Source organism: Rohdeia mirabilis (assembly GCA_007750655.1).
Classification (GTDB): Bacteria; Planctomycetota; UBA1135; order UBA1135.
In genome coordinates this window covers 4064691-4090993 of the sequence record CP036290.1, presented here as the reverse complement: position 1 = coordinate 4090993, position 26303 = coordinate 4064691, and the positions used below count along the sequence as shown (strand labels likewise).

Here is a 26303-nt window from a genome sequence, read left to right as displayed (position 1 = left end):
CGATCCCGACACCCTGGACCGTCCGCCGGGGCCACTACACTCCGCCCGTGATCAGTCCCTCAGAAGCCCTCGCCCAGCTCCTCGACGCCGTCCAGCCCCTGGGCGAGGTCGAACCGTGCCAACTCGCCTTCGCCGCCGGTCGCATCCTCGGTCAGCGCCCCGTCTCCGACGTCGATCTGCCGCCCTTCCGCAAGGCGATGATGGACGGCTTCGCGGTGCGCTCGGCGGACCTGGACGGACCGCGCCTCGAGGACGGCTCGGCCGTGCTGGTGGTGGTGGGCGAGTCCAAGGCCGGCACGCCGTATGGCGGGGACGTGCTGCCTGGCCAGTGCGTCGAGATCTACACCGGCGCGGAGGTTCCCGACGACTGCGACCAGGTGGTCATGATCGAGCGCTCGGCGCGGCGTGGGAACAAGGTCCACCTGTCCGCCGCCGCCTGCGCCGCCGAGCACGTCCAGGAGCGCGCGGCGATCATCCGGGCCGGCGACGGACCGTTCGAGGTCGGGCGCCGCATCTCGTCGGTCGACCTGTCGGTGCTCGCGGCGATGGGCGTGGCCGAGGTGCCGGTCTTCCGTCAGGTGCGCGTCGCGGTGCTGACCACCGGCGACGAACTGGTCCCGCCGTGGGCCGTGCCCGGGCCGGGGCAGATCCGCGAGGGCAACACGTTCTACCTGGCGTCGCGGCTGATGCACCTGGACCACGAAGTCGTCGAGGTCGGCGCCGTGCCGGACGACGAAGAGCTGTTGCGCGAGCACTTCGGCGCCGCGCTCGAGAAGGCCGACGTGGTCGTGACGACCGGCGGCGTGTCGATGGGCAAGTACGACCTGGTCGGCAAGGTCTTCGAGGAGCTGGGCGTCGAGCCGCGCCTGCACAAGGTGGCGGTCAAGCCCGGCAAGCCGATCTGGTTCGGAATGCGCGGCACGACGCCGGTGCTCGGTCTGCCGGGCAATCCGGTCAGCGCCGTGCTGGGACTCGAGCTGTTCGTGCGCCCGGTGCTGGCGAAGATGGCCGGCGTCACGGACGGCGACGAGCTGGGCGAGCGCCTGCGCACGGGCCGTTGGACCGGTCCGCGCCGCGAGGCACCCACGCGCCAGGACAACCTGCCGTGCACGGTGCGCCAGGGCGACGACGGCATCGAGGTGCTCGAACCGGTGGCCTACCAGGGTTCGAGCGACGTGGTCGGTGCCGCGCGCGCGACGGCGTTGGCGGTGGTGCCGCACGGCGGAGCGATCGAGAGCGGCGAGCTGGTGCGCTACCGGCCGCTCGTGTGACTGCTTCTCGACCGCTGCGCTACAACTGATCACGTGGAACGCATCGACCCCATCCTCGGCATCGTGGACACGCATCCGCGCATGCGGGCTCTCCAGCTCGAGCACCTGCGGAGTCTCGATGTCGAGCAGAAGTTGGCACTCGTCGGGGGAGCCTGCGCCGCTGCTCGCGAGCTCCAGCTCGCTGGCTTGCGCGATCTCTTCCCCGAGGCGAGCGACGAAGAGCTCGAGTTCAGGGTTCATGCGAAGCGGATCGGAGTGAATCACATGGCACGGCTCGTCGGCGCGGATCACCCGTGGCTCGAGGGCCTGCGTCCGGCCGCCGCCGGGAGCGACGTGTGACGCTCGACCAGAACCAGGTGCGCGCCACGATCGAGCTGGCTCGGGTTCTCGATGCACTCGGTCTGCGCTACGTGGTCGGCGGCTCCATGGCGGCTTCGCTGTGGGGCGAACCACGTTTCACGCGTGACTCCGACTTTGCGGTGGACCTGGCTCTCGATCGAGTGGACGAACTCGTCGCCGCGCTCCAGGGGGATTGGTATGTCGATCGTGAGTCGATCGTCGAGGCGGTACGCAGGCGACGCGGATTCAACATCTTCACGCGCACCGGATTCTCGAAGGTCGATGTCTACGTGCCGCCGGACGAGGGCATCCACCCCAACAAGTGGGGCCGAGCCCAGCGCAGGACCGTTGCTGGTACGCAGATCTCGATCACCTCGTCCGAGGACATCGTGCTGCAGAAGCTGGACTGGTTCCGGCAGGGTGGCGAACAGATGAACCAACAGCTCATCGACGTGGTCGAAGTGTTGAGGACCCGTGGCTCGAAGATCGACGACGCGTACCTCGACGAGTGGGCCGCGCGCATCGGTGTGGCGGACCTGCTCGAGCGGGTGCGGGCGTCGGCCCGTCCGCGGGACGTGGGCGATGCCTGAGCCCGCGAGCGAGCGGCCCTGTCGCATCTGGTGCGGCCTCGCAGCGATCGGCATCGGGCTCGTGGCCGCGTTCGCGCTCGTCTGTTCGGCGCACCTCGGGTCGTGGAACGTCAGGGTCGCGGAGCACTGGGAGGGAAGTGGGACGGGTCGGCTGTTCCCGATAGGCGTCGGACCTCTCGCACTGACTTCGCGTGCGAGCACCACGCGCCTCGATGTGCTCAACGAGCGCGGGGTCGTGATGGGGTCCTGCCCCGCGCCGAGTGGCAGAGAAACCACGCGACTCGAAGCCGTGCTCGTGGCGGACACCGAGACGACGGACATGCTCGGTCGGACCGAGGTGCCGAAGGAGCGGATGCTCGTCACGTTCGAGGTGCGCAACGGTGCGCCCACTGCGGACCTCGAGAGCTACTGGATCGAGATCGACGTCGCGCGACCGGTGTTTCGAGGGCGCCTCGAAGAGCTGGCGCTCGAGGCCGCGGCCGACGAAATCGCCCAGCGGCTCCATGCGACGCACGCCGGTCGGGTCGCGCGCTGATCGACGGCGCGGTCGCGGACGGACGAGCGCCGCAGCGGGCCAGGGCCTCGATCCGGCAACCGAGCGCCGCAGCGCGGATAGGCTCCGTCCATGGGCCCCTTGCTCGCAGCCGCACTCCTCCTCCCGCTCGTGACTCCTGCGGTCGCCGAGGACCCGGACACGCTCGTGTTCTCGGTGGTCAGCGGACCGGTCGAGGGACACCTGGACGCCCTCGAACGCGCCTGGGAGCGAGCCAACGACGCGGCCCGACGCCTGGCCGCGGAGTCGTTGGCCGGACTGGCCGAACATGACGTTCCCGACGCCGGCTACACCTACACGCAGCGGCGCGCCTTCGACGCCGCGCTCTGGCCGCTCCAGGCGTCGGATCCACGGTCAAGCGCTGCGAGCAGGCTCGCGGACGTGCTCGTTCCATGCGCCTATCCGTGGGCGATGCTGTCGAGCGACACCGACCTGGTGGTCGTCGTGCGGCAAGCGCTGCCGGTGCAGGACGACCTTTCGAAGGCGCGATTGACCGTCTGCCTCGAGGGGCCGGGGCTCGACCTCGCCGTTCCCGTCGAGGACCGGCGCGGCATGCGTGTGGAGCTGCCGATCGACGGCGCCGAGCCGGGCACGTTCGAGCTGTGGGTGCGCGTCACCACGGACTCGGGCGCGGCGGACGGCGCGCGCTGGACGTTGGAAGCGACGCGCGATGCCGAGGCACGCACCGCCGCGCTGCGCGAAGAGCTGGAGCGGCGCAACGCAGCTCGTTCGCGCCGGAGATCGAGTTGGGCGACCCACATGCTTCGCGCTGCCATCCGGTTCTCGGGACCAGGTTCTCCTCTCCTCGGTCAGGCTCTGCGCGACGCCGAGGTCCTGGCGTTCGGAGAGGACGGCGATCTGATCGAGCACCTCGCGTCGCCCGGCGCGCGCCGCGTTCTCGTGCCTCACCGATCCGCTCGCAAACACGACTTCTGGACGCAGGTCCATGTCCCGGTAGGACTCGACCGGGAGGAGCGCACCCCCGTCGTCGTCGTGGCCGCAGGGTGGTACGGGGGTGGGGAGAGCCTCGCGCGTCACGCTGTCCAACAAGCCCAGGCGCGCGGGTGGTTGGTCGTCGAGCACGATTGGGGCTTCGGCGCCGACCAACTGCTCGACCTGCTCGACATCGTCTACCGCATCGATCGCGAACGTGTCTTCCTGATCGACCGAGGGCCGGCGATCAACGTCACACTTCGCGGCGAGGCACAGCGGCCGAGCTGTTGCGCGATCGCGGTCTTCGCGGACGGCACCCGGGTCGAAGTTGGACCGCGTCCTCCCGCGGCGGCACCGCTCTTCGTCGCGGTTCCGATGCCGTCGTCCGAAGCGTCGGCGAGCCCCGATTCGACGAACGGCTTCGAGCCTCGCATCCGCGACCAGGTCGCGTCCTATCCCGAGACGCCGGACCTGTTGCTACCGTCCGTCGCCATGGCCGACGTGTTCGCCCACTTCGACGCGTGCGCCGCGGAGAGAGGCGAGTGAGGCGCGCAGCGCGGGGCAGCTCACGTGATACCCGAGCCTGTTCGACACCTATGACCGCGTCGCCGCGCCAGCGCTGCGCTTCCACGCACGATGAGCGCCCGGTCCAGATCGAATCCTCACTCCGCCAGTCCGGCTGGAGTCCGTCGGTTGTGGTTCGGAGTCGTCGTTGCAGCGTTGACGCTCTTTCCGGCTTGGTACTTCTTCGTGCCGCCGTTGATGGGGCCCTCGAACGTTGGTGTGAGGCTTCATCTCGGGGGTGGATTGACTCTCACGCCGCAGGCGAAGACCGATCTGGCGGAGAGGACGCGCGTCACGTTCTTTGGCCTGGACGGGCTCCTGATGGAGTCGTTCGACCCACGTGGGCCGGGCGAAGTCCAGGAGATCGTTGTCGAACAGGTTTCGTACTCGGACGAGAATCTCTACTCGATCTTCAAAGAGGTTCCGGGCGAGCGGATCCTCCTTGCGTTCAACATCCTGGTCGAAGGTTTCGACCCGTTCTTCGAGTGCTACTGGGTCGAGATCGACTGCGAGCGCCCGGTCGTGAACAGCCTCCTGGAGGCTGCGGCTACCGCCTATGCCTTGGAGGAGTTGGCGGAACTCGTCCGCTCGTCCTACGCCGAGCGCGGCCAGTGTGAGCAACACCGAGATGGATTGAACTGGCGCCCACCCGTGGCAGACGAAGCGCCGGCAACGGAGGCCTCAGGTGTCTTCGACTAGACTCGCCCCATGCTCCACACCGCTCTCGCGCTCGCGCCGCTCTTGCTCGTCCACCCGACCGCCTCGCAGGACACCGGTCCGACGGACACGCCCGCCACGGCCGCACCCGTCGAGCTCGACGCCGGGACCTGGCGCTACGAAACGGGGCGGCGCATGCGGGCGATGGAGCGGGCCTGGGCGGCGGCGAGCGAAGAGCGGCGCGCGGCGGCTGTCGAAACGATCGACGGCTCGGTCGCGCTGTTCTTCCGCGCCGACATGGCGGGCGTCGCGCGCGAGTTGGACGCGGCGCGGCGGCTGCTCGTCGAGCGGGACGCTGAACCCAGCGACGTGGAGCGCGCGGCCGACGCGCTGGCGATCGTGCCGTCCACGCGACTCGTGGCCGCCGGGACCGAGCGGATCGAACTGCGCTTCGCATCGCTGTACGGCGCGTCCGACGTGCTCGACGATGCGACGATCACCCTGCGCACCTCGGACCCCGGGACCGGCTCCGAGCGCATCGTCGGGCGCGCGGGTGAAGGGGTCGACGGGCCGTTCCCGCTCGACCTCGACGGCTGGTCGGCCGACCGTTTCCTTCTGCGCGGTGAGCTCGAGGTCGACGGCGAGGTCGTGCCGCTCGCGCCGTTGCGCCTCGAGATCGTGGCCGACCTGGACGCGCGGCTCGCGGCGCTGAAGGAGCAGGTTGGGCGGCGTTCGAAGCTCGCCGACACGATCGCGGCGTACACCGCGCACCAGTACCTCGGGCTGCTCGAGGACCTGGTCGATGGCGCGACGCTCGAGACCGACTACCCGGCCGGCGAGCTGCTCGAACGCGCGGAGTTCCTCGCGGACGCGCAGGCCGAACACGAGGGCGACGGCGAACCGAGCGCGGCGGCGGCGTGGATCGGCGCGGCGGGTGAACGCTGGCTCGCGCTGCCGCTCGCCAAGGGCACCTCCAACGTGCGCCTCTTCGTGCCGAGCGGCATCGAGCCCGGCGAGCGCGCGCCGCTCGTGCTCGCGCTGCACGGTGCCGGCGGATCGCAGAACCTGTTCTTCGACGGCTACGGCGACGGACTCGCCGTCGACCTGGCGCGCGAGCGCGGTTGGATCCTCGTGGCGCCGCAGGTCGGATTCCTCGGTTGTCCGGCGGCCGAGATCGTCGACGCGCTCGCCGCGCACGTTCCGATCGACACGGATCGCGTGTTCGTCGTCGGGCACTCGATGGGCGCAGCTGCGACGATCGGCGCTGCCGCCAAGACGCCCGACCGCTTTCGCGCGATCGCGGCCCTCGGCGGTGGGGGCGACGCGACCGAAGCCGTCGCCGCCATTCCCGTCTACCTGGCCGCCGGCGCGAGCGACTTCGGCAAGCGCGGCGTCGACGCCCTGGCGGCGCGGCTCGAGGGTTTCGGCGCCGCGAACCTCGTGCACCGCACCTACGAGAACACCGAACACCTGCTGATCGTCCAGCGCGCGCTGCCGGACGTGTTCGCGTTCTTCGACCTGTTCGAGGCTGCGGTGCCGGGGGCGAGCGCGAGCGACGAGCAGGACTGAGCGCGAGCGGGCGGCGGGCCGGTCGCCGCGGCTGGCGCCCGGGGTCGTGCGGCGGGTGTTCGCGGCAGTGTTCGCGGTGAAGATGCCGACGCGTGGCCGGAGCGGTGCTTCCGGGGCGTGGGGCGCTGGGTGCGCGCGAGCTCTGCGATGGTCTCGCTCGGCGATTCCGTTCGCCCCGCGAGTACGACCGACACGAGCACCACGACGACGGCGCTCTCGATCGCCCGTGGTGGATCGAAGTCACCCGCGACGTGCGAACGGCCGCCCGGGACCGAGGCGTTGCCTGGTTCCGGACGGCCGCTCGCCATGTCGCACCGCCGCCTCTCGATGGCGATGCAGAGCGCGAACCCGTGGCGCTCAGTGCACGACGTCCGACAGGTCCTCGTCGTCGTCGCCGCCCTCTTCGCGCTCGCCCTCGAACTCCTCGAGATCCTCCATGTACTCGAGCTGCGCCATGGTCGGTCCCTCGGCGCCGTCGGGATCGGGCACCACGCGGATCTCGCGCGTCTGGGTGTCGCCGTTCGCCTCGAGCGTCGCGAGGTAGCGGCCCGGTTCGACCGGCGCACCGGAGCGCATGAAGCCGCGACTGGTCATGCGACCGGGACCGCGCAGGTTCCAGGTGGCGCGGTGCAGGCCCGCATCCGTCGAAGCCTCGAGCTCCTGGATCAGCGTGCCGCCCAGGTCGGTGATGCGCAGGTTGACGTCGCGGGCGTTGCCGTTGAGCGAGTAGAACAGCGTCACGCCCGACGGCGGGTTCTCGCCGCGGAAGCGACGCGTGCCGCTCGAGCCGCGCGTGACCTCGCCGCGCCAGAACACGCCTTCGCTCGGTTCGAACAGCGTCGCCCGCGCGGCCAGCGCTTCGGGCGTCATCTGCCGCAGCACGGTCGCGTCCAGGATCCACAGGCTGCGCCCGTGCGTGGCCGCGACCACGTCGCCTCCGTTCGGAGCCTGCGCGAACTCGTGCACCGCCACGGTCGGCAGGTCCGCGCCCATCTCCATCCAGCTTCGGCCGCGGTCGAGGCTCATGTACGCGCCGAACTCGGTGCCCAGGTACAAGAGGTCGCGATTGACGCGGTCCTCGGCGATCGTGCGGGTCGATCCGCGCGGCAGGTTCGCCGAGATGTCGCGCCAGGTCTCGCCGCCGTCCTCGCTGACGAACACGAACGGGTCGTCGAGGTCGGAGCGATGGCCGTCGAAGGTGACGTAGACGCGCTCGGTCACGAAGGCCGACGGGACCACGGCGCTGACCCACATGGGCTTCGGCAGGAGCTCGACGAGGCGCGCGCCGCTCTCGCGTTCACCGTCGGATCGTGATTCGCCCGAATCGTCGTCGGGGCGCGCGACGAAGCGCACGTCGAACAGGCCGGCCGCGGTGAACGAACCGGACAGTTGGTCGTCCGCCAGAGTGGCGACCAGGTCGGAGCGCGCGCCGTCCCGTTCGAACGTCAGGCTCAGGACGTCCGCTTCGGAATCCCACACCGCGTTCTGCACGTCCGTCCGCCACGAACCCGCCGCGATCGATCCCGAGAGGGTCACGCCGGCGTCGGCGGTCGTCGGTTCTTCCGATTCGGTCACGGCCGCGTCGGGCGCCGCGTCCGCCGTTTCCTCGGTCAGACCGATGGCGAAACGCCCGGCCTCGGGAGCGACGACCTCGCCGAGCAGGGACAGGCGCCAGCGGCCGGTCGCGCCACCCGACTCGAGGTTCTCTTCGCGCTCGGCCCGGTAGAAGACCTGCAGTGCGCCGTCCCAGGTGGACAGCCAACCGGTCATGCGCTCGCCGTCGATCACGCCGGTCTGTTCGATCGTCGCGTCGCCCAGGCGGTGCGTGATCGCGATCGAACCGTCCGACGCTTCGTAGCGCGCCGACTCGACGCTGCTCGACTGCGTGCCGAAGCCGCCGACCAGCGCGCCGTCCGCGTCCTCGGCCAGACTGAGCTCGAGGAGCCCCTCGTCCGCCGCGCGCATGCGCGTGACCCGTGCGGCCCAGCGCCCAGCGAGGGTCGGAGCGTCGTTCGCCTCGGCGGAATCGGTGGAATCGGACTCGGTGGCCTCGGTCGCGTCGCCTTCGCTCGTCACTTCGGGCGCGACCGCGGCAGCCGGCGCCATTAGGTCGATCCAGGTCGTGCCGCCGTCGCGCGTCGTCCACAGGGCACCGTCGTCCGTGCCGACGTACAGACGGTCGGAGTCGCGCGGGCTCTCGGCCAGCGTCGTCGCACTGCCGCGCTCGGTGCGCGTGAGCTCGGGCGAGATGGCCTTCATGCCGTTGCCGCGATCGAGCGAGCGGAACACGTGATTGCCCGCCGCGTACACGATCTTGCCGTTGAACGAGGACAGGACGAACGGCGTGTTCCAGTTGAAGCGGTAGTTCACGCCTTCCGGCGCGCGCGGTCGCATCGAGCCGAACTCGCCGGTGCGCAGGTTCCGCCAACGCATGCCGCCGTTCTGGCTCTCGTAGTAGATCTGGTCGGGGTCGTTCGGATCGACCTTGCAGACGAAGCCGTCGCCGCCGCCGATCGACAGCCAGTCCGAGTTCACGACGCCGGTCGAGTTGCGCGTGCGGTTCGGCGCGCCCCACGAGCCGTTGTCCTGCAGTCCGCCGTAGACGCTGTACAGACCCTCGCTGTCGGTGGTCACGCGGTAGAACTGCCCGATCGCCACGTGGTTGTGGTGGTCCCAGCTCTCCATGCGGTCGCGCGTGATGTAGATGCCGCCGTCGTTGCCGAGGATCATGTGGCGCCCGTCGTCCGGGTCGATCCACAGCGCGTGGTGGTCCACGTGCACCTCGCCGTCGGCGCCGTCGGACGTGAACGTCACGCCGCCGTCGCTCGAACGGTGCAGCCGCGTGCCGAGGACGTAGACGTGGTTCGCGTCGCTCGGGTCCACGCGGATCTGGCTGTAGTACATCGGCCGCGGGTTGAGGCTGTTGATGCGCGTCCAGGTCACGCCGCCGTCGGTGGACTTGAACGTGCCGCCGGTTTCGAGCGCGTCGTAGCCCTGGGCGTCCTGCACCTGCGCGCGTTGGCCGCCGAGTCCGAGGCTGAGGTCGCGCGCGTGCAGGGCGTCCTCGTCGCTGAGGTCGGGTTCGTTCTCGGGCGGCGGGACGGGGCCGAACTCGACGCTCGTGTTGAAGAGCTGGCGTTCGCGCACGTACTCGATGTCGATGGTCTCGCCGGCCTTGTGCTGACGGATGACGCGCACGAGATCGTCGTAGGCCAGGACGCGTTCGCCGTCCGCGCGCGTGACGATGTCGCCCACGCGCAGTTCGGCGGCTTCGGACGGCCCGCCCTCGGTCACGTTGGTGAGACGCGCGCCCGTGTCGGCGTCCTCGCCGGTCATGCCCATGTAGGCCACGTCGTCGGGGAGGCGCGAGATGCGCTCGGTCTCGACCAGGGCGAAGACGATGTTCGGATCGGCGCGGTACCAGTCGATGCCGATGCGGCCCTTGTCGACGGTGGGCAGGCCTTCGGTGAGTTCGGTCCAGGTCGCGCCGCCGTCGGTCGTGCGCCAGATGCCGCTGCCCGGGCCCCACTTCTTCGCGGGCTGGTTCGTGTCGAACTCGTCGCGTTGGCGCTCGTAGGTAGCGACCAGCAGCGTGTTCGGATCGGTCGGGTGCATGTCGATGTCGGTGACACCGGTGCGCTCGTCCACGTACAGCACGCGCTCCCAGGTCGTGCCGCCGTCGGTGGTCTTGTAGAGGCCGCGTTCCTCACTCTCGCCGTACAGCCGGCCGAGCGCGCCGACGTAGACCGTGTTCTCGTCGGTCGGGTGGATCGCGATGCGCCCGATCTGGAACGAGTGCTCGAGCCCCATGTGCGTCCAGGTCGCGCCGCCGTCCGTCGACTTGTAGACGCCGTTGCCGTAGCTGACCGAGTTGCGCGGGTTCGCTTCGCCGGTGCCGACCCACAGCACGTCCGGGTTCGAGGTGGACACGGCCAGGTGTCCGATCGAGACCGTCTCTTCCTGATCGAACTGGTGCTCGTAGGTGCGCCCGGCGTTCGTCGTCTTGAGCACGCCGCCCGACGCGCTGCCGAGCCAGTAGGTCGCGCGGTCGGTCGGGTGCGCGGCGATCGAGACGATGCGTCCGCCCATGTTGGCCGGGCCGATCGAACGCCAGCCGAGGTCCTCGAGCCACGCATCGGGCAGAGCGACGGTCGCGGGCTCGGCGGTGCGGGCGGCGCCGCGGCGTTGGGCCTGCGCGGTGGCGGGTGCGAACGCGAGCAGGAGCGCAGCGACGGAAAGGGAGGACACGAAGGTGCGGTCGAACATCGGCGGGACGGGAGCGGGTGGGGCGGAAGCTGGGGGCGGTCGGGGCCGGGGTGCCGCGGCGAGCGCCGCTGGGGGTGGCACGGGTCCGGCTGAGCCCGATCGGTCGTGGGGGAGCGGCGGGCCCTCCAGTGTCCTCCTTCGAGCGCGAGCCGCGGGGAGGTGGACCCGTCCGCGACCGTAACGGCGCTCGGGAGCCCGCGTTTCCCACCTCCCGGTCGCGATCGGTCGCCCGCCACCAGGTTCGCCCCCGTCCCTCGGCGGCGCCCGGTCGGTCGGGTCGGCCCCCGTACGGTGTCGCACACCACTGCGGTGGTCGACCAGTGATCCGTACCGCACACGACCCGCTCGCCCGTCACCGTCGCGGAGTGCGGCACCGTCCTGCGGGGCGCGCTCGACCCAGCCCCAGGCCGCCCTGCATGATGGTGGCCATGGCAGCAGCGAACAGCGATACGGTGTCGCACACCACTGGGGTGGTCGACCAGAAGTTCGTACCGCACACGAACTGTTGGTCGACCACCCCAGTGGTGTGCGACACCGTACCGGGGGTCCGGCCGTGAGCTTCACCGGCGCGCGCCTGAGCCGTCGCCTCCACCGCATCGGCGCCCTCGTCACCGTGCTGCCCGTGCTCGTGGTCGTCGTCACCGGCATCGTCCTCCAGCTCAAGAAGCAGTCGGCCTGGGTGCAGCCGCCCACCGCGCGCGGCGTCGGCGGCGACCCCAGCGTGTCGTTCGAGCGCATCCTCGAGGCGGCGCGCTCGGTGCCGGAAGCCGAGATCGCGAGTTGGGACGACGTGGACCGCCTCGACGTTCGGCCCGACAAGGGCGTCGTGAAGGTACGCGCCACCAACCGCTGGGAGGTGCAGGTGGACACGACGACGGGCGCCGTCGTCCAGTCCGCCTACCGCCGCTCGGACCTCATCGAGCAGATCCACGACGGCTCGTGGTTCTTCGAGGGGGCCAAGCTGTGGATCTTCCTCCCGTCGGGCGTGATCCTGCTCGGCCTGTGGGCGAGCGGCGTCTACCTGTGGCTGTTGCCGCACCTGGCGCGGCGGCGGAAGCGGGTGAAGCAAGCACACGGGGCTGACGCGTGAGCGACGAGGAGCGCGATCGCGCTGGCGTTGGGCGCTCGGGCGACGTCGCGCGCTCGACCGCTTCGCCGCAACCAATTGGCGCACACGCGAGTCTCGCCGCCTCCGCGCAGGTCCAGCGCGACGGCTTCGCGATCGTCGCCGACGTGATCGACGGCGATCAGCGCAGCGCCGCTCTGGCCGCATTCGCCGAGTTGGACGGGCGCGTCGGACGTCGCGACGCGCTCGACCATCCCGCTGTCGCCCAGCTCGCCGCAGCGCCCCGCGTGCGCCGGCTCGCCGAGGCCGTCCTCGGTCCGGACGCCGCCGTACACCGCGCGATCCTGTTCGACAAGTCGCCGGACGCGAACTGGCTCGTGCGCTGGCACCAGGACACGGTGGTCTCCGTGTCGGAACGCTTCGACGCGCCCGGTTGGACGGCCTGGTCGGTCAAGGACGGTGTGCCATGCGCGCGCCCGCCGCGTGACGTACTCGAATCGATGGTCTCGATCCGCGTGGACCTCGACGGTTCGGATGCGGGCAACGGCGGCCTGCGCGTCGTGCCCACTTCGCACGCCCACGGTGTGCTCGCTCCCGAAGCCGCCGTCGAGTGGCGCGACCGAGTGGGCGAAGTGGACTGCGTCGTCCCCGCGCTCGGCGCGCTGATCCTGCGCCCGCTCCTGCTCCATGCGTCGCGCAAGTCGCCCTCCAATCGCAGCCGCCGCATCGTGCACCTCGAGTTCCTGGCCTGGTCGAGCGGCGGCACATTGCGCATCTGACTTGCGGTGCCGCACGCCAGCACCACCCTTGGCGGTCGATTCGCGCCGCGCACCATTCGCCCGTCGATGGTGAGGCTGGTTCGCAACACCACATGACTGCCGACTGTTCGTATCGTTGTCGAGTTGGCGTCGAACGGGAGCGCGCAGCTCACCGTACTCGGGCACTCGACCCACTTGTCGGCTCGAGGCCCTTGCGCAGTCATCCCCCAGCTTCACATGAATAGGATCTTGGTCGGCGTACTCTTCCTCGTTGTTGGCATCACTGCGTACGTTGCCATGAGGGGGTGTTCCGGAGTCGCAGAGCTCTCCGTTGTCGGTACAGACGAGGCGGGCGCGACCACGGCGCTCGCACAGCCAGCAGTTCAAGATCGCATCGCGCTCGGGGATGCACTGCCGGCGGCGCCTGACGAATCAGAGGACTCACGAATCACCATCAGCGCGCTCGACGCGTGCCGTGAATTCTGGGACGGCTTCACGGACGAGCAGATTCGCCGCGCACTCGAGAACGCGGGTCACGACCCCGACCGCATGCTCCGACTGTGGCCCGAGGAGGTCGCGCTTCGCAGCCTGAGGGACGACTACCTGCCGCACCTCGAGAGCAACGACCGAGACCTCTACTTCTTCATCGATCGAGCCGTGCGTTGGGCAGGGTTCGATCTGCCTGGCGGTATCGAGTCGCGCTACGGAGCCGAGTTCGACGAGGTCTTCGTCCGCCGCCGCTACGGTCAGAAGCCTGGCGTCGAGAAGGCTCTGAAGAAGCTTGTTCCTGCTGTATGGGCGGTGCTCGAAGCGAGCATGTCACCTCAGAACGCCGAACTGGAGCGGCTCGCCCGTGAGGAGTTCGCGGGCATGATCGCCGTGACGAAGAAGATCGTCCACTCGCAGGACTTCGCGTACTCGCCGCTCGCGCTCCCGCCCGGATCCCTGGAGGGCGAGTGGATCGGGGGGATGGTCGCTGACCTGGGTGGGTGGGCGTTCAATCTCCAATACACGTCGGACGATTGGCCGCAGGCCGAGCAGGTCAAGGACGACATCAAGGAGAGGCGCAAGGAACGCGACGAGGCCTTCGTGAAGTTGCTCCTGGAGCTGACCGCCGAGCGCTAGCCCCGAGCGTCGGAGGTCAGCATGGACGCTCGGTCGTCGGACGCAAGTCGCGTCCCGGCAACGCCTCCCGACCACCCCGTCCCACTTTCGACTACCCGGGTCGTTGAAGTGCCCCACGGGCGGCTCGCGGCGGCGTAGAGTGCGCCTCGCGCGTCCGTTCCCCAACGCGCGAGTCGCACACCGTTCGCCACCAGCGCCCCTCCCAGGAGCCTCCATGTCCGGCCGCCCCGCGCCGTTCGTGGCGACGGTTGTTGCAGCACTCGCTGTGACGGCCGTCGCCCCTTCGTCGCTGCTCACAGCAGCGCCGCTCGAGCCCACGTTCGAAGCCCAGACCGTCGTCGCGGGGCCGCTCGTCGGCACGCAGCGGACTGCACCGCTCGTGCCCGCAACGCCCGCACCGGCCACCCGCACGTTCGACGACGCCGACGACGCGGCCCAGTACATCGCCGGTCTCGCGGACAAGGGGCTCGACGACCTGGTCGTGAAGGAGGGCCGAGCCTTCCTGAAGCAGCACGGCACCCACGCGCGGGCGACGCTCGTGCGCTACCTGGTGGGGGACGTGCTGTTCGAGCGCGACGACTTCGCGGGGGCGCGGCCGCTCTTCGCGGCGGTCGCCGAGGCGAACGGGTTCGAGCGGCGGCGCGAGGCGCGCTTCCGACTGGGACAGTGTGCGCTCGAACTGGGGGACGCATCGGCAGCCATCGCCGCGCTCGAGGCCTGCCTCGCCGACGACCCCGACTACCTCGTCGCGCCGGCCACGTTCCTGCTCGGCGAGGCGCGTTTCGCGGCCGACGACGTGACGGGAGCGGAAGCGGCCTACTGGGCGGTGATGCAGCTCGACGCGCCGGGCACCTACGCGTTCGACGCGGCCTGCGCCATGTGCTGGACGGCGAAGGCTCGCGGCGCCCACGACCAGGCGGCGCAGCGCGTGGAAGCCTGCATCGCGGCCGCCGACGAGGGCGAGCCGCGCCTGCCCGAGCTGTGGCTCCTGCTCGGTGAGACGCGCTACACGCTCGGCCAGCACGCGGCGGCGCTCGCGGCCTTCGGAGCCGTCGCGGCCGGCGAACAGCGCGCGGCCGCCGAACGCGGAACGGCCTTCGCGCTCGTGGCTCTCGGACGCGACGCCGAGGCCGCGGAGCGCTTCGAAGCCATCGCGACCACGGCGCCGACCGATCCCTTCGCGAACGAGGCACGGGTGCGCGCCGCGGCGGCCCACGTGCGGTCCGGAGCGTTCGACCGAGCCCTCCAAATGGCCGATTCCGTGCCCCAGGCGGCACGCAGCGCCGAATTGCACTACTGGCGCGGGCGGGCGCTCGCAGGCCTCGGCCGGCACGCGGACGCGCTCGAGTCCCTCGACCGCGCGGCCGCGTCGAAGCCCTCGACCGACCTCGCGGCCACGATCACCAGCGCGCGCGCCGACGCGCTCTACGCCCTCGGCCGCACCGACGAAGCGGCGCGGGTCTACGAAGCGAGCGGCGGCGACTACGCCCTGCACGCGGCGGCCGTCGCGCGCGCGAACGCCGGCGACTTCACCGAGGCCGCGCGCCTGGCTCGCGAGCTGTTCGAGCGCTTCCCGGACAGCGCGTACGGCACGGCCACGCGCTTCGTCCTCGGCGAAGCGGCGTTCCAGAGCGGCGATCTCGACACGGCGCGCGCGGCCTTCGCCGCCGTCACCGTCGCGTCCGGCGCAAGCCCCGAGGACGCGCGCCGCGCCCGTTCGCGCACCGCCTGGTGCGACTTCCGCGCCGGTCGTTTCGACGCGGCCGAGAGCGCGTTCGAAGCCCTTTCGAAGGCGGCGAGCGTGGACGAGTTGTCGCGCGAGGCGCTCTTCATGTCGGCCCGCGCGGCGGAGGAGCTCGCCGCGACGCTCGACGGGTCGCGCGCCACCGAGCCGCGCCGCCGCGCCGTCGCGCGCTACGAGCGCTTCGTCGACAGCTTCGCCGCGGCCAACGAACGGCCCGAGGGCCTCTTGCGCCTCGCGCGCCTCGTCGAGGGCGAGGCCGGCGAGCGTCGACTCGCGCAACTGGCCCAGGACCACGCGCAGCACGAACTGGCGCCCGACGCACTGCTCGAGCTGGCCGAACGCCGCAGCGCACGCGGCGATCTCGCAGGTGCGAAAGTCGCCTACGGCGCACTCGCCGAACTCGCGCCGAAGGGACCGCACGCGCTCCACGCCCTACTGTCGGCCGCGTGGTGCGCGAACCAGCTCGGCGCGCACGACGACGCGCGGACGACGTTGCGTGCGCTCCTGAAGCGCTCCGACCTCGACGCGGAACGTCGCGCTTCGGCGCACGAGCTGCTCGCGTTCGTCGAAGCGGCGCGCGGTGACGGACGCGCGTCCGAAGCAGCCGTCGAGGCGCTCGCGAAGGACGGCGTGGAGGCGACGCGTGTGCTCGCCGCCGCTCGACGTGCGGCCGCCGCGCTGACCGCCGCAGGTGAACCGGCGCGGGCCGCGGCACTGATGGACGGCGTGGCGGCGATCGACGCCTCCGCCGTCGACGTGGTGCGCGCCGCGAGCGTCGAAGCCGTCTTCGCACGTCTCGACGCGTCGGCTCTCGAACAGGACAAGGCGCGCCGCACACGCTTGGTCGACGAAGCCGAGCGGACGGTGCGCACGCTCGCCGCGGCGCACGATCGCGCGGCGGACGCGTCGAGCGGCGATGGGAGCGCTGACGCGAAGGGCCGCGAATCCGGCACGGCGACCCGTCCGGCGGGCGGCGGAGGCCGCGGCGGATCGAACGGCGCCGCGAACGAAGCGGCGACCGCCACCGCGCCGCTCACTCCGCTCGACCCGAACCTGGCCGAGGCGGCCTTCTTCGTCGGCGAGTCGCGCTACGCGGCCGGTCTCGACGCCCAGGCGCTCGAGCTCTACGACCTCGCCGCGCGCACGACCGGAACGACGCGCGAGCGCGCGCTCTACAAGGGCGGCTTCACGGCGCTGCGCCTCGAGGACTGGCCGGGTGTGGACGCGCGATTCGGCGCGTTCGCGGCCGAGTTCGGAAAGAGCCCGCTGCTGGGTGAAGTGCTGTTCCTGCTCGGCGAAGCGCGCTATCGCACCGGCGACGACGCGGGTGCGATCGAGGCCCTGGCCCTCATGCGCACGCGCTTCGCCCAGCACGAACTGGCGACCAAGGCGCGCTTCCGCCTCGGGCTCGCGCAGTCGCGCGCCGGCCTGCACGCGGACGCCGCGCGCACGTTGGCCGACCTGGTGCGCACGGCGCCCGACTTCGACGCGCGCGCCGAGGCCGAGCTGTGGCGCGGGCGTTCGCTCGCGGCGCTCGGCGACGGACGTGCGGCCCGCGCCGCCTTCGCCGCCGTCCTCGAGCGCGACAAGGGCCTGTTGTCGGCGCGCGCGCGGCTCGAACTCGGCGCGCTGTCACTGGCGGCGAACGACCTGGACGACGCGCTGTCCCAGTTCCTGAAGGTCGCGGTCCTGTACGAGGCCTGCGACGAGGTGGCCGACGCGTTGGTCCGCGCCGGCGGCGTGCTCGAGCGTCAGGGCGAGACGTCCGCCGCGCTGGCCCAGTACCGCGAGGTGGTGAAGGACCACGCGGACTCGCCCTTCGCCAGCGCCGCGAAGGGCCGCATCGCCGCGCTCGAAGGAGCCGGTGGCTGACGCTTCGACGCGCCCGCACCAGCTCCTTCCAGCCTCCACGACCCCGCGACCGCTCACGAATCATGAACTCCACGCTCCTGGCCATCCTCGTCACCTCTGCCTTCCAGACCGGCGGCGCCGACGACACCGGTTCCGCCGCCGCGACCGCGAATGCCGAACGGGCCGTCGCCTCCCTCTACGAGATCCTCGAACGCGGCGGGCCGCTGATGGTCGCGCTGCTCGTGTGCTCGATCGTCGCGCTGGCCTTCACGGTCGAGCGCTCCGTCGCGCTGCGTTCGGGCCGCTTCGGCACCTTGCGCTTCGCACGCCAGGTGGCGGACGCGGTGCGCAGCGGCGGTGCGCGCGCGGGCCTCGCAGCCTGCGAGCGCGGACCGATCCTGGCCCGCATCCTGCGCGCCGGCCTCCAGCGCGATCGGCGCGACTACCTCGAGCGCGACCACGCGGTGGGGGACGTGGCGGCGACCGAACTGCGCCGTCTCGGACACAACCTGCGGCCGCTGTTGATCGTGTTCCTGATCGCGCCGCTGCTCGGCCTTCTGGGCACGGTCTGGGGCATGATCGAAGCGTTCGGCGAGATCGCGACCCAGTCCGGCATGGGCAAGCCGGAACTGCTCGCGTCGGGCATCTACCAGGCGCTGACGACCACCGCCGCGGGTCTCGCCGTCGCCATCCCCGCGATCGTCGCCTACCACCTGTTCAAGGGCCGTATCGAGACCTTTGCGCGGCGCGTCGAGGACGCCCAGCGCGAGGTCGAGTCGGCGCTGCTGGAGCGGCAGTTCGCCGAGGGGGCGAGCGCCGATGCGACGGCCGCGACCGAGTCCGCCCCGGCGCCGGTCGGAGCGCTCTGATGGTGCGCCTTTCGAACGAAGACCTGGGCGAGGACAGCCAACTCAACCTGGCGCCGATGATCGACGTGGTCTTCCTGCTGCTCATCTTCTTCATGGTCGCGACGACCTTCGCGACGCTCGAGGAGCAGATCGACCTGGACCTGCCGGTGGCGGAGTCCGGCAAGGCGCCGCTCGAGATCCCGGACGAGCTGATCGTCGACGTGGACCGCGACGGGAACCTGTTCCTCGAGGGCGCGGCCGTGGACGAGGACGCTCTTGCCAACCTGTTCGAACGCACCGCCCGCCGTGACCCGGACACGCCGGTCACCGTGCGCGGCGACCAGGCCTCGAATCTCGGGCGCATCGTTTCGGTGCTCGACCTGTGCCGCGTCGCCGGGCTGTCGAACGCGGGTCTGCGCACGCGGGAGGGGTGAGCGGTGGAACGCGAAACACCTCGCGGCGGCCGTCACTGGCTGAAGAACCTCGTCATCGTCGGCGCGCTGCTCGGCGCCGGCTTCGCGTTGGCGTGGCTCCGCTTCCGGCCGCACCTCGCCCACGACGGGCACTTCACCGACGGGCGCGGGAGCCTCGAGCTGTCCGAGGTCGAACGGCTGCGCTACGCGATCTGGGACGCGCCGGAAGTGGTGCTCGGCGACCTGAACGGACCGGGTTCCGAGACGCGCACGACGGTCTCGCCGGACGGTCGCTTCGTCGTGTTCGCGAGCGGCGAGCGCGGCGTCGACGCGGATCTGTACGTCGGCGCGCTCGACGGCGAGCGCGTGACGGACGTGCGGGCGCTCGACGAGCTGAACGGGCCGTTCGACGAGGTCGCGCCGCGCTTCGGTGCGCTGGGCCTGTACTTCGCGTCCAACCGTCCCGGTGGCGAGGGCGGACTCGATCTGTTCCGCGCCAGTTTCGATACGGGCGGTCTCGCGGGACTGTTCGGCGGCGTGTCGTTCGCAACGCCGCGGCGCATCGAGGGCGGCTTGAACTCGAGCGCCGACGACACCGATCCCGCGCCCGTCCCCGGCACCGCGACCAACGGACGCGAGCAGCTCGTGTTCGCCTCGAACCGGAGCGCGCGCGGCACGCCGGGTGCACCGCGCGTGCACGACCTCTTCCACGCCCGACCCGCCCGCGACGCGAACGGCGCGGCGATCTGGATCGTCGATCCGCTCGACGAGCTGAACTCGCCCCAGGACGAGCGCGATCCGGCCTTCGGTGCCGACGGCGCGTCGATCCTGTTCGCGTCCGACCGCGGCGACGGAGCGGGTCTCGGACGCACGCGCGACGACGACTTCGACCTCTACCGCTCGGCGAAGCTGACGGGGGAGTTGGCGCGCGAGGCGACGTGGGGGCCGGTCGAACGCCTCGACGCCGTCAACACCGACGCGGACGAGCGCGGACCCGACCCCAGCAGCGACGGCTTCGCCCTGCGCTTCTCGCGCGACCTGGGTGCGGGCGCGAGCGGCGAGATCCTGCTGGCGCGCTCGCGCGAGTTGTTCCGCACGCCCGGCGATCCGGTGGGGTGGCGCGAGCTGCTCGTGATCGGACTCCTGTTGCTGCTCGCGCTGCTGGCCTGGGCCGCGAAGCGCTGGCACGCGATGGACGTGATCTACCGCTGCTTCGTGGTCTCGCTCGTCGCGCACCTCTTGCTCGTGTGGTGGTTCCAGCGCGTGCACCCGGCGGCGGAGGTGGACGAGTTGGTGCGCCAGGGACCGCGCGTGCGCGTGCAGTTGACCGACCCGAACGCGAACGGCGCCGAGCGTGAGGCGCTGGGTGGACAGCTCGAGGTGGCGCGCAGCCAGAACGCCGAGGCGGAGGCCGCACCGGCGCGCGAGGCGGCCGAGAGTTCCGCGCTCGCGAGCACCGACACGAGCGCCGCTCCGGCTCCGGCGACCTTCGAACGCAGTGCCGTGCCGAGCGTGGTGACTGCCGGCGATCGCGCTCTCGAGTCGCGCGCCGAGCGCAGCGCGAACGCTGTCGCCGCCGCGCCCGTCGAGCTGGCGAGCGCGGTGGACGCGGAGGCTTTCACGCGAGCAGCCGCCACACGTTCGGAACTCGCACTGCCCACCGCGCCCAGCGACGCCGCACCCGTGCGGCGCGAGGCTCGCGACCTGGACGCGGACGGGCCGCGCCGCGCCGAGGCGGGTGCGCTGGTCGCAGCGACGCCGGACGTCGCGAGCGACCTGGCCCGCCGCAGTCTGCTGGACGGAGCGCGGCCCGTGGAACGGGCCGAAGCGTTCGATCGCGTCGATCCGGGGCCGGCGCCGCGACTCGACGCGAGTGGGGACGTCGGACCGCGCGCGCCCGAACGTGCGGTCGCGACCGCGCGGCCCGATCTCGCGGCGCCCGCACTCCTGACCACTGGCGACGGGGGAGCGAGCGCGACGGATGCTGCGGTCGCCGCCGTTGCACCCGGAGCCTCGTTCGAGCGCGCGGACGCGAGCGAACGCGCGAATCCCGCGCCCGCTCCGCTCACGGAGCCGCGGACGTCCACGACCGAACTCGCCGCGGCCCCCGCGCCGGCCGCGCTCGGTTTCGCGCCCGCGGCGTTCGAACGCACGTCGCCGTCGGTCCCGACCCTCGGCGCGCCGCTCGCACCGTCCGCGCCCAGCGCCGTGCGTCGGGACGTGGCGCTCGCGGACGTGCCGCGTTCCGCCGCCACGGACGACGTGGCCCGCGCGCCGCTCGTCGAGGACACCGACGATCTGGCCCAGGCGGCGCGACCCGCGAGTTTCGAGCGGGCTCGCGCGAGCGACGACGTGCGTCCGAGCGCTCCGACGTTCGAGCGCAGCAGCGGGCCGCGCACGGACCTCGCGCCCGCGCGACCGGCTGCGCTCGACCTCGTCGCCGCCGCCCCGCCCGCCGTACCCGAACCGAGCGTGCCCACCGCGCTCGCCGACCTCGACGCGACGCCGTACCGCTCGCGCACCGGCGCGGCCAAGCAGGAGGCGCTGCGCGAATTCGGCGGGGATGCCGAGACGGAAGCGGCCGTGCGCGACGGACTGCGCTACCTGGCGTCGATCCAGCGCGGCGCGGGCCACTGGGGCGACCGCGACGACGACCACGACAAGTACGGCGACGTGCGGATCGGCAAGACCGGGCTGTGTCTCCTGGCGTTCCTCGGTGCGGGGCACACGCCGACGTCGGGCACCGAGCACAGCGCCACCGTCGAACGCGGTCTGCGCTACCTGCTCGACCAGCAGCTTCCGTCCGGCCACATCGGCGACTGCGCGAGCTACGGCCACGGCATCGCGACCTACGCGTTGGCGGAGGCCTTCGCGCTCACACCGGGTGCGAACTGGCGTCGGCAACTCGAAGCCGCGGTCGGCCACGTGCTCGCGATGCAGACCACGAGCGGAACGCGGCGCGAGATCGGCGGCTGGGGCTACTACACGGGTGACGGCCGCTTCTTCGACCAGTACGCGCGCACGTCGATCACGTCGTGGCAGGTGATGGCGCTCGAATCGGCGCGCCTCGGTGGGATCGACGTGCCGGACGCGGCGTTCGAGCGGGCGCGTGATTTCCTGCTCGCGGCCTGGGACGAAGGCCTCGGCGCGTTCCGCTACAGCCACGACCGCGCGCGCCTCTCCAGCGGTTGGCCGACGCTGCCCGGTTCGACGCCGGCGGCCATGTTCGGCCTGAGCCTGCTCGGCGTCGACATCGCGTCGGCGGACTTCGACGCGCCGCGCGCCTGGGTGCTCGAGCGCGCGCCGCGCAGCTACCGCTACACGAACGACGACGCCTTCGTCGAACGCGGCCAGGGCAACCTGTACTTCGTGTACTACGCGTCGCTCGCGCTGTTCCGCACCGGAGGCGATGCGTGGGACGAGTGGAACGTCGCGCTCAAGGAGCTCTTGCTCGACGAACAGAACGGCGACGGTTCCTGGACGCCGATCAGTACCTACGCGCGCGACCACGCCGGCGACGACCGCCGCGACGCGAGCTACACGACCGCGATGGCCGTGTTGAGCCTCGAGGTCTACTACCGCTACTTCACGCCGCTGCTCGACGTGGGGCTGTCGAACGGTGCGCGCGGCGGGGGACCGGCAGCGGCCAGCGGGCGTTGATGCGGTGTGGTCGGGCCCTCGTCCTGCAACCGACTGGCGTGCGTCCAGTAGGATGCCCGCGGAGGTTCCACACCATGAACAGCACGTCCACCGACCAACACATCTACCTCGGCATCAAGGGCCACGTCGTCAAGATCGACCCGGCCCGCGGCGAGGAGCTGTGGCGCACCAAGCTCAAGTCGTCGACCATCACGAACATCGTCGTGACGCCGGCGCGGATCCTCGCGCACTCGGGCGGCCACCTGTTCGCGCTCGATCCGGAGCGCGGCGAGATCCTGTGGGAGAACGAGCTCGACGGCCTCGGCTACGGGTTCTGCACGATCGGGATCCAGGGCAACGACGGCAACGTGCACGGCGCCCAGGCCACGACGGCCGCGGCCCAACAGGCGATGGTGGCCGCTTCGATCGCCACGAGTTCGGCCGCCGCCGCCTCGAGCGGTTGAGTGGGGGGCGGAACCGGTTTTGCACCGGTTCGCCTCCTGCGGCGGCCCGATCGATGTCGACCCCCCAACTCGACCGACCGGTCCAGCACACCGCGGGGCCCGAGTCGGCACGAGACCATGAACGAATTCATCGACGGCCTGCGCGCGAGCGTGGGCGACGACACCTTGATCGCCGTCGGTGGAGGCCTGTGGGCGCTCTACGTCGTGAACTGGTGCCGCATCTACCGGCGCGCGGGTCACAGCTTCGCGCTCGGTTTCCTGATGGCGCTGCCGGGGGTGAACCTGCTCCTGCAGACGGCCTTCGCCTGGCTGCCGTGGCCGGTGGCGCGCGAGGCGCGTGAACTGCGCAAGGTGCGCAAGGCGGTGCACCGCGCCGACGCGCAGGCGCTGAAGAAGGCGGCGTGACGATGCGGTAGGGGAGGCGCGCGGCGGACCGGCGCCCCCGAGCTCGACCGAGCCGCTCGCTCGGAGCACGTCGCGCCCGTCCGAACACGCGACCGGCCGCACGCGCGGCGACGCGAACGCGCGCGCCGCCGACAATCGCGAAGGTGCTCCCGGATCGTCGGCGTGGCCGCGTAGGATCCCGCGGCCATGGAAACGGCCCTCCTACTGATCGGTGGACTGATCGCGCTCGTCGGCGGGGCCGAAGTGCTCGTGCGCGGTGCGTCGGGACTCGCGGCGCGCTTCGGCCTGTCGAGCCTCGTGATCGGTCTGACCGTCGTGGCCTATGGCACCAGCGCGCCCGAGGTGGCGGTCAGCCTGGACGCCGTCGCCCAGGGCAACGACTCGATCGCGCTCGGCAACGTGGTCGGCAGCAACACGATGAACGTGCTGCTGATCCTCGGTCTGTCGGCCGTGATCGCGCCGCTGACCGTCGGTCGCCAGCTGATCCGCATCGACATCCCGATCCTGATCGGCGTCTCGTTCCTCGGCTTCGTGATGGCCTTCGACGGCCGCTTCAGTCGCCTGGACGGCGTCCTGCTGCTCGGCTGCGCCGTGGCCTACACCGCGTTCACGGTGATGGAGGGGCGCAAGCAGACCAAGCGCGACGCCGCCGCCGCCGCTGCCGCCGGCGTGGAGACCGAAGCGCTGGCGCACACGCCGCTCCCGCTGCAGCTCCTGTTCGTCGTCCTGGGCATCCTGGGCCTGAAGTTCGGCGCCGACTGGTTCGTCGAAGGCGCGATCACGGTCGGCCAGTGGTTCGGACTGACCGACACGGTCATCGGCCTGACCGTCGTCGCACTCGGCACGTCGCTGCCCGAGGTCGCGACCGCGATCGTGGCGGCGGTGAAGGGCGAGCGCGACATGGCCGTCGGCAACGTCGTCGGCAGCAACATCTTCAACGTCGTCGTCATCCTCGGTGCCGCGGCCCTCGGCGACCCGGACGTGTTCACGGTCGAACCGAGCGTGCTGGCTTTCGACCTGCCGGTGATGGTCGCCGTCGCGTTGACGCTGGCGCCCGTGGCCCTGGCGCGTGGTCGGATCGGACGACGCGAGGGCCTCTTGTTCCTCACGATCTACGCCGCCTACACGACCTATCTGATCGCGAACAGCCAGGGCTCGAGCGAGGTCCCGGCCGTCGACGAGGCCGTGCTCGGCTACGTGCTGCCGCTGTTCGTCATCGCACTGATCGTGCTGGCGGTGATGGGGCTGCGGCGCGACCCCGCGAGTTCCGGCCCGCACGAGACGGTTCCGCACCGTCCATCCTCCGGCGACCGCGATTGACGGGTGGCTGACGGGTGACCGACGACGGCGTGCTCGCAGGTCGGAGTCGCGGCGCGAGCAGTGATCGGTGCCCGGGTCCGCGCCGCGTAGGCTCTGCGCCATGTCCGACGCCGCACCGTCCCCCAGAGCCACCGCCTCGGCGACCGAGCTCGCCCCCGCGCGCCGTTTCCCGCGCCTCGTGACCGCCTGGGCGCTCGTCACCCTCGCGGGTCCCGGCGCGCTCGTTCCCGGCGGTCTGTGGTGGCTCGGCTCGATCGGCGTCGCGCTCTGGATCGCGACGGTCGCGCGCCCCGGTCGCCGCGCCTTCACGCTCGAGTGGCTGGTCGGCGGCGTGGCCATGGGCATCCAGATCTGGTGGATCGGCTACGTCTTCGAGGCCACGGTCCCCGCCAGCATGGTGGTGATGGGCTTCTACGCGGCGCTCGGCGGCCCGCTCGCGCGCCGACTGGTGGCCGGACCCTCGCGCGCGCTGCCCTTCACCCTGCTCGCCCCGCTGGCCTGGCTGTTCGCCGAAGGCCTGCAGCACGCGGTGCAGATCCCGTTCTCCTGGGGCTGGATGCGGCTCGGGCATCTGGCGGCGGACGACCCGTTCCTGATCGGCAGCGCGCGCGTCTGGGGTGCCGTGGGCCTGAGCGCGGTCGTCGCGGGCGTGGGCGGCGCGCTGGCGGACGCGGCGGCGCGGCGACTGCGCACCGCGGCGATCGGCGCCGTCTCCTGGATCGGCGCCGCGCTCCTGCTCGGGGCCGTGACGTCGCCGCCGCCCGTTCTCGAGCGCGGTCCCAGGCTCCTGATGGTCCAGCCCGGCATGACCATGGAGCGCAAGCAGTTCGCGTCGCCCAACGAGCGGCTCGACGTGCAGCTCGAGATCACGCGCAGCGCACTCGAGACCCTGGCCGCGGCGGGGGAGGCGCCACCCGACGCCGTGGTGTGGGCCGAGACGATGCTGCCGATCGAACTGGCCGCCGCCGGCGTGATCGATGCGATCCGCGACGAGACTGCGTCGTTCGCGCCCTGGCACGGCGATCCGCAGCGCCTGCTCGACGCGGACCGCGTGGAACAGCAGATCGTGCGCGATCTGATCCTCGAGCGGTTCCTGCCCAAGGGCACGGCGTTCGTTTCCGGCGTGGAGGAGTGGGTGCTGCTCGACGGACGCATTCGCCGCACGAACGTGGGCGCCGCCTGGGTGCGCGACCGGCCGCGGCAGACCGTGCCCAAGACGCACCTGGTCATCGGTGGTGAAACCGCGTTCGGTCTCGACGAGATCGGTTTCGTGCGCGACTTCGCCTACGAGATGGCCGGCTACGTGCCCGACCTGTTGCCGGGCGAAGCGACGGGCGTGTTGACGATTCCGGACCGCGTGGTCGCACCCAGCGGCGCGCTCTGGCACCTCGCCACCACCGTCTGCTTCGACAACGCCTTCGTGCGTCCCTACACCGAACCGGTGCGGCGCGAGCGCGTCGACGCGCACCTGGTCCTGTCGAACGAGGCCTGGTACCGCACGTCGTTCGAGTTCGACCAGATGATGGCCTTCTCGAAGGTCATGGCGGCGGCGACGGGACGTTCGATGGCGCGCTGCACGAACAGCGGCATCACCGGCGTGATCGGCCCCGACGGACGCGAGCGCGAGCGGTTGTTCGTGCCCGGTCCGGACGGCCGGCCCACGGATCGCGCGGTGGCCGGTTGGATGCTGGCCGAGGTGCCGGTCCCCGGTCCCGAGGCCTCGGCGCCGCCCTACACGCGCTTCGGCCCGCTCTGGTCCCTGGGCCTGCTCGTGGTCGCGATCCTCGCGGGGCCGCTCGTGGCCTGGCGCCGCTCGCGCGCGTCGAACCGCTGACGGGAGGCGGAAGAGGGGACCCTGGTGCCCCCATGCATCCACTCGAGGGCTCGGGGCCCGGTCGAGGAAGAGGTGGTGACGAGGGCCCCGAGCG

At 71.5% G+C, this 26303-nt stretch carries 19 protein-coding genes; 18 read left to right on the top strand and 1 reads right to left on the bottom strand.

All coding sequences use genetic code 11. The annotated features are described in order from the left end of the window. The first annotated feature begins 47 nt into the window (after positions 1-47). The 7 genes from Pla163_RS15195 to Pla163_RS15165 all read left to right on the top strand — a co-directional run bounded on the left by Pla163_RS15195 (position 48) and on the right by Pla163_RS15165 (position 6476). On the top strand, positions 48-1271 hold the full coding sequence (locus Pla163_RS15195; protein ID WP_419185995.1) for a molybdopterin molybdotransferase MoeA: 1224 nt from the start codon (positions 48-50) through the stop codon (positions 1269-1271). A gap of 33 nt (positions 1272-1304) precedes the next feature. Next, positions 1305-1610, top strand: coding sequence for a hypothetical protein (locus tag Pla163_RS15190; RefSeq protein WP_145190335.1), 306 nt, complete (start codon positions 1305-1307; stop codon positions 1608-1610). Then, positions 1607-2200, top strand: coding sequence for a nucleotidyltransferase family protein (locus Pla163_RS15185; RefSeq protein WP_145190332.1), 594 nt, complete (start codon positions 1607-1609; stop codon positions 2198-2200). The genes Pla163_RS15190 and Pla163_RS15185 overlap by 4 nt, the downstream gene beginning before the upstream one ends. Next, positions 2193-2735 (top strand): hypothetical protein, encoded by a 543-nt coding sequence (locus Pla163_RS15180; protein WP_145190329.1) that lies wholly within the window; start codon positions 2193-2195, stop codon positions 2733-2735. The genes Pla163_RS15185 and Pla163_RS15180 overlap by 8 nt, the downstream gene beginning before the upstream one ends. A 90-nt stretch (positions 2736-2825) precedes the next feature. After that, on the top strand, positions 2826-4232 hold the full coding sequence (locus Pla163_RS15175) for a hypothetical protein (protein ID WP_145190326.1): 1407 nt from the start codon (positions 2826-2828) through the stop codon (positions 4230-4232). 174 nt (positions 4233-4406) lie between these two features. After that, on the top strand, positions 4407-4949 hold the full coding sequence (locus Pla163_RS15170; protein WP_145190323.1) for a hypothetical protein: 543 nt from the start codon (positions 4407-4409) through the stop codon (positions 4947-4949). Between the two features lie 9 nt (positions 4950-4958). Continuing rightward, a complete protein-coding gene (locus tag Pla163_RS15165; protein ID WP_145190320.1) occupies positions 4959-6476 on the top strand; it encodes an alpha/beta hydrolase-fold protein in 1518 nt (505 codons plus the stop codon). Positions 6477-6833: 357 nt separating this feature from the next. Here Pla163_RS15165 and Pla163_RS15160 read toward each other — a convergent pair whose 3' ends face one another. Next, on the bottom strand, positions 6834-10742 hold the full coding sequence (locus Pla163_RS15160) for a VPS10 domain-containing protein (protein ID WP_145190317.1): 3909 nt from the start codon (positions 10740-10742) through the stop codon (positions 6834-6836). 553 nt (positions 10743-11295) lie between these two features. Between Pla163_RS15160 and Pla163_RS15155 the strand changes: the two genes are divergently transcribed. From Pla163_RS15155 to Pla163_RS15105, 11 genes are all read left to right on the top strand, one after another. Beyond that, positions 11296-11832, top strand: coding sequence for a PepSY domain-containing protein (locus tag Pla163_RS15155; protein WP_145190314.1), 537 nt, complete (start codon positions 11296-11298; stop codon positions 11830-11832). Further along, positions 11829-12587 carry a phytanoyl-CoA dioxygenase family protein gene (locus tag Pla163_RS15150; protein ID WP_145190311.1) on the top strand — a complete coding sequence of 253 codons (759 nt, stop codon included), beginning with the start codon at positions 11829-11831 and terminating at the stop codon, positions 12585-12587. The genes Pla163_RS15155 and Pla163_RS15150 overlap by 4 nt, the downstream gene beginning before the upstream one ends. A gap of 216 nt (positions 12588-12803) precedes the next feature. Then, positions 12804-13691, top strand: coding sequence for a hypothetical protein (locus Pla163_RS15145; protein WP_145190307.1), 888 nt, complete (start codon positions 12804-12806; stop codon positions 13689-13691). Positions 13692-13905: 214 nt separating this feature from the next. Beyond that, on the top strand, positions 13906-17307 hold the full coding sequence (locus Pla163_RS15140) for a tetratricopeptide repeat protein (protein WP_145190304.1): 3402 nt from the start codon (positions 13906-13908) through the stop codon (positions 17305-17307). 62 nt (positions 17308-17369) lie between these two features. Next, positions 17370-18155 carry a MotA/TolQ/ExbB proton channel family protein gene (locus Pla163_RS15135; RefSeq protein ID WP_145190301.1) on the top strand — a complete coding sequence of 262 codons (786 nt, stop codon included), beginning with the start codon at positions 17370-17372 and terminating at the stop codon, positions 18153-18155. Positions 18156-18157: 2 nt separating this feature from the next. Beyond that, entirely contained in the window at positions 18158-18568 is a 411-nt protein-coding gene (locus tag Pla163_RS15130; protein WP_419185994.1) for an ExbD/TolR family protein, read from the top strand. A 3-nt stretch (positions 18569-18571) separates the two neighbouring features. Further along, positions 18572-22207, top strand: a complete 3636-nt coding sequence (locus Pla163_RS15125; RefSeq protein ID WP_145190296.1) for a PD40 domain-containing protein — start codon at positions 18572-18574, stop codon at positions 22205-22207. A 74-nt stretch (positions 22208-22281) separates the two neighbouring features. Next, positions 22282-22650, top strand: a complete 369-nt coding sequence (locus Pla163_RS15120) for an outer membrane protein assembly factor BamB family protein (protein ID WP_419185993.1) — start codon at positions 22282-22284, stop codon at positions 22648-22650. Positions 22651-22767: 117 nt separating this feature from the next. Continuing rightward, positions 22768-23055, top strand: coding sequence for a hypothetical protein (locus Pla163_RS15115; RefSeq protein WP_145190290.1), 288 nt, complete (start codon positions 22768-22770; stop codon positions 23053-23055). Positions 23056-23241: 186 nt separating this feature from the next. Continuing rightward, positions 23242-24375: a calcium/sodium antiporter gene (locus tag Pla163_RS15110; RefSeq protein ID WP_145190286.1), complete on the top strand. Its 1134-nt coding sequence runs from the start codon at positions 23242-23244 to the stop codon at positions 24373-24375. A gap of 100 nt (positions 24376-24475) precedes the next feature. Then, positions 24476-26209: a hypothetical protein gene (locus Pla163_RS15105; protein WP_145190282.1), complete on the top strand. Its 1734-nt coding sequence runs from the start codon at positions 24476-24478 to the stop codon at positions 26207-26209. Positions 26210-26303 lie beyond the last annotated feature (94 nt).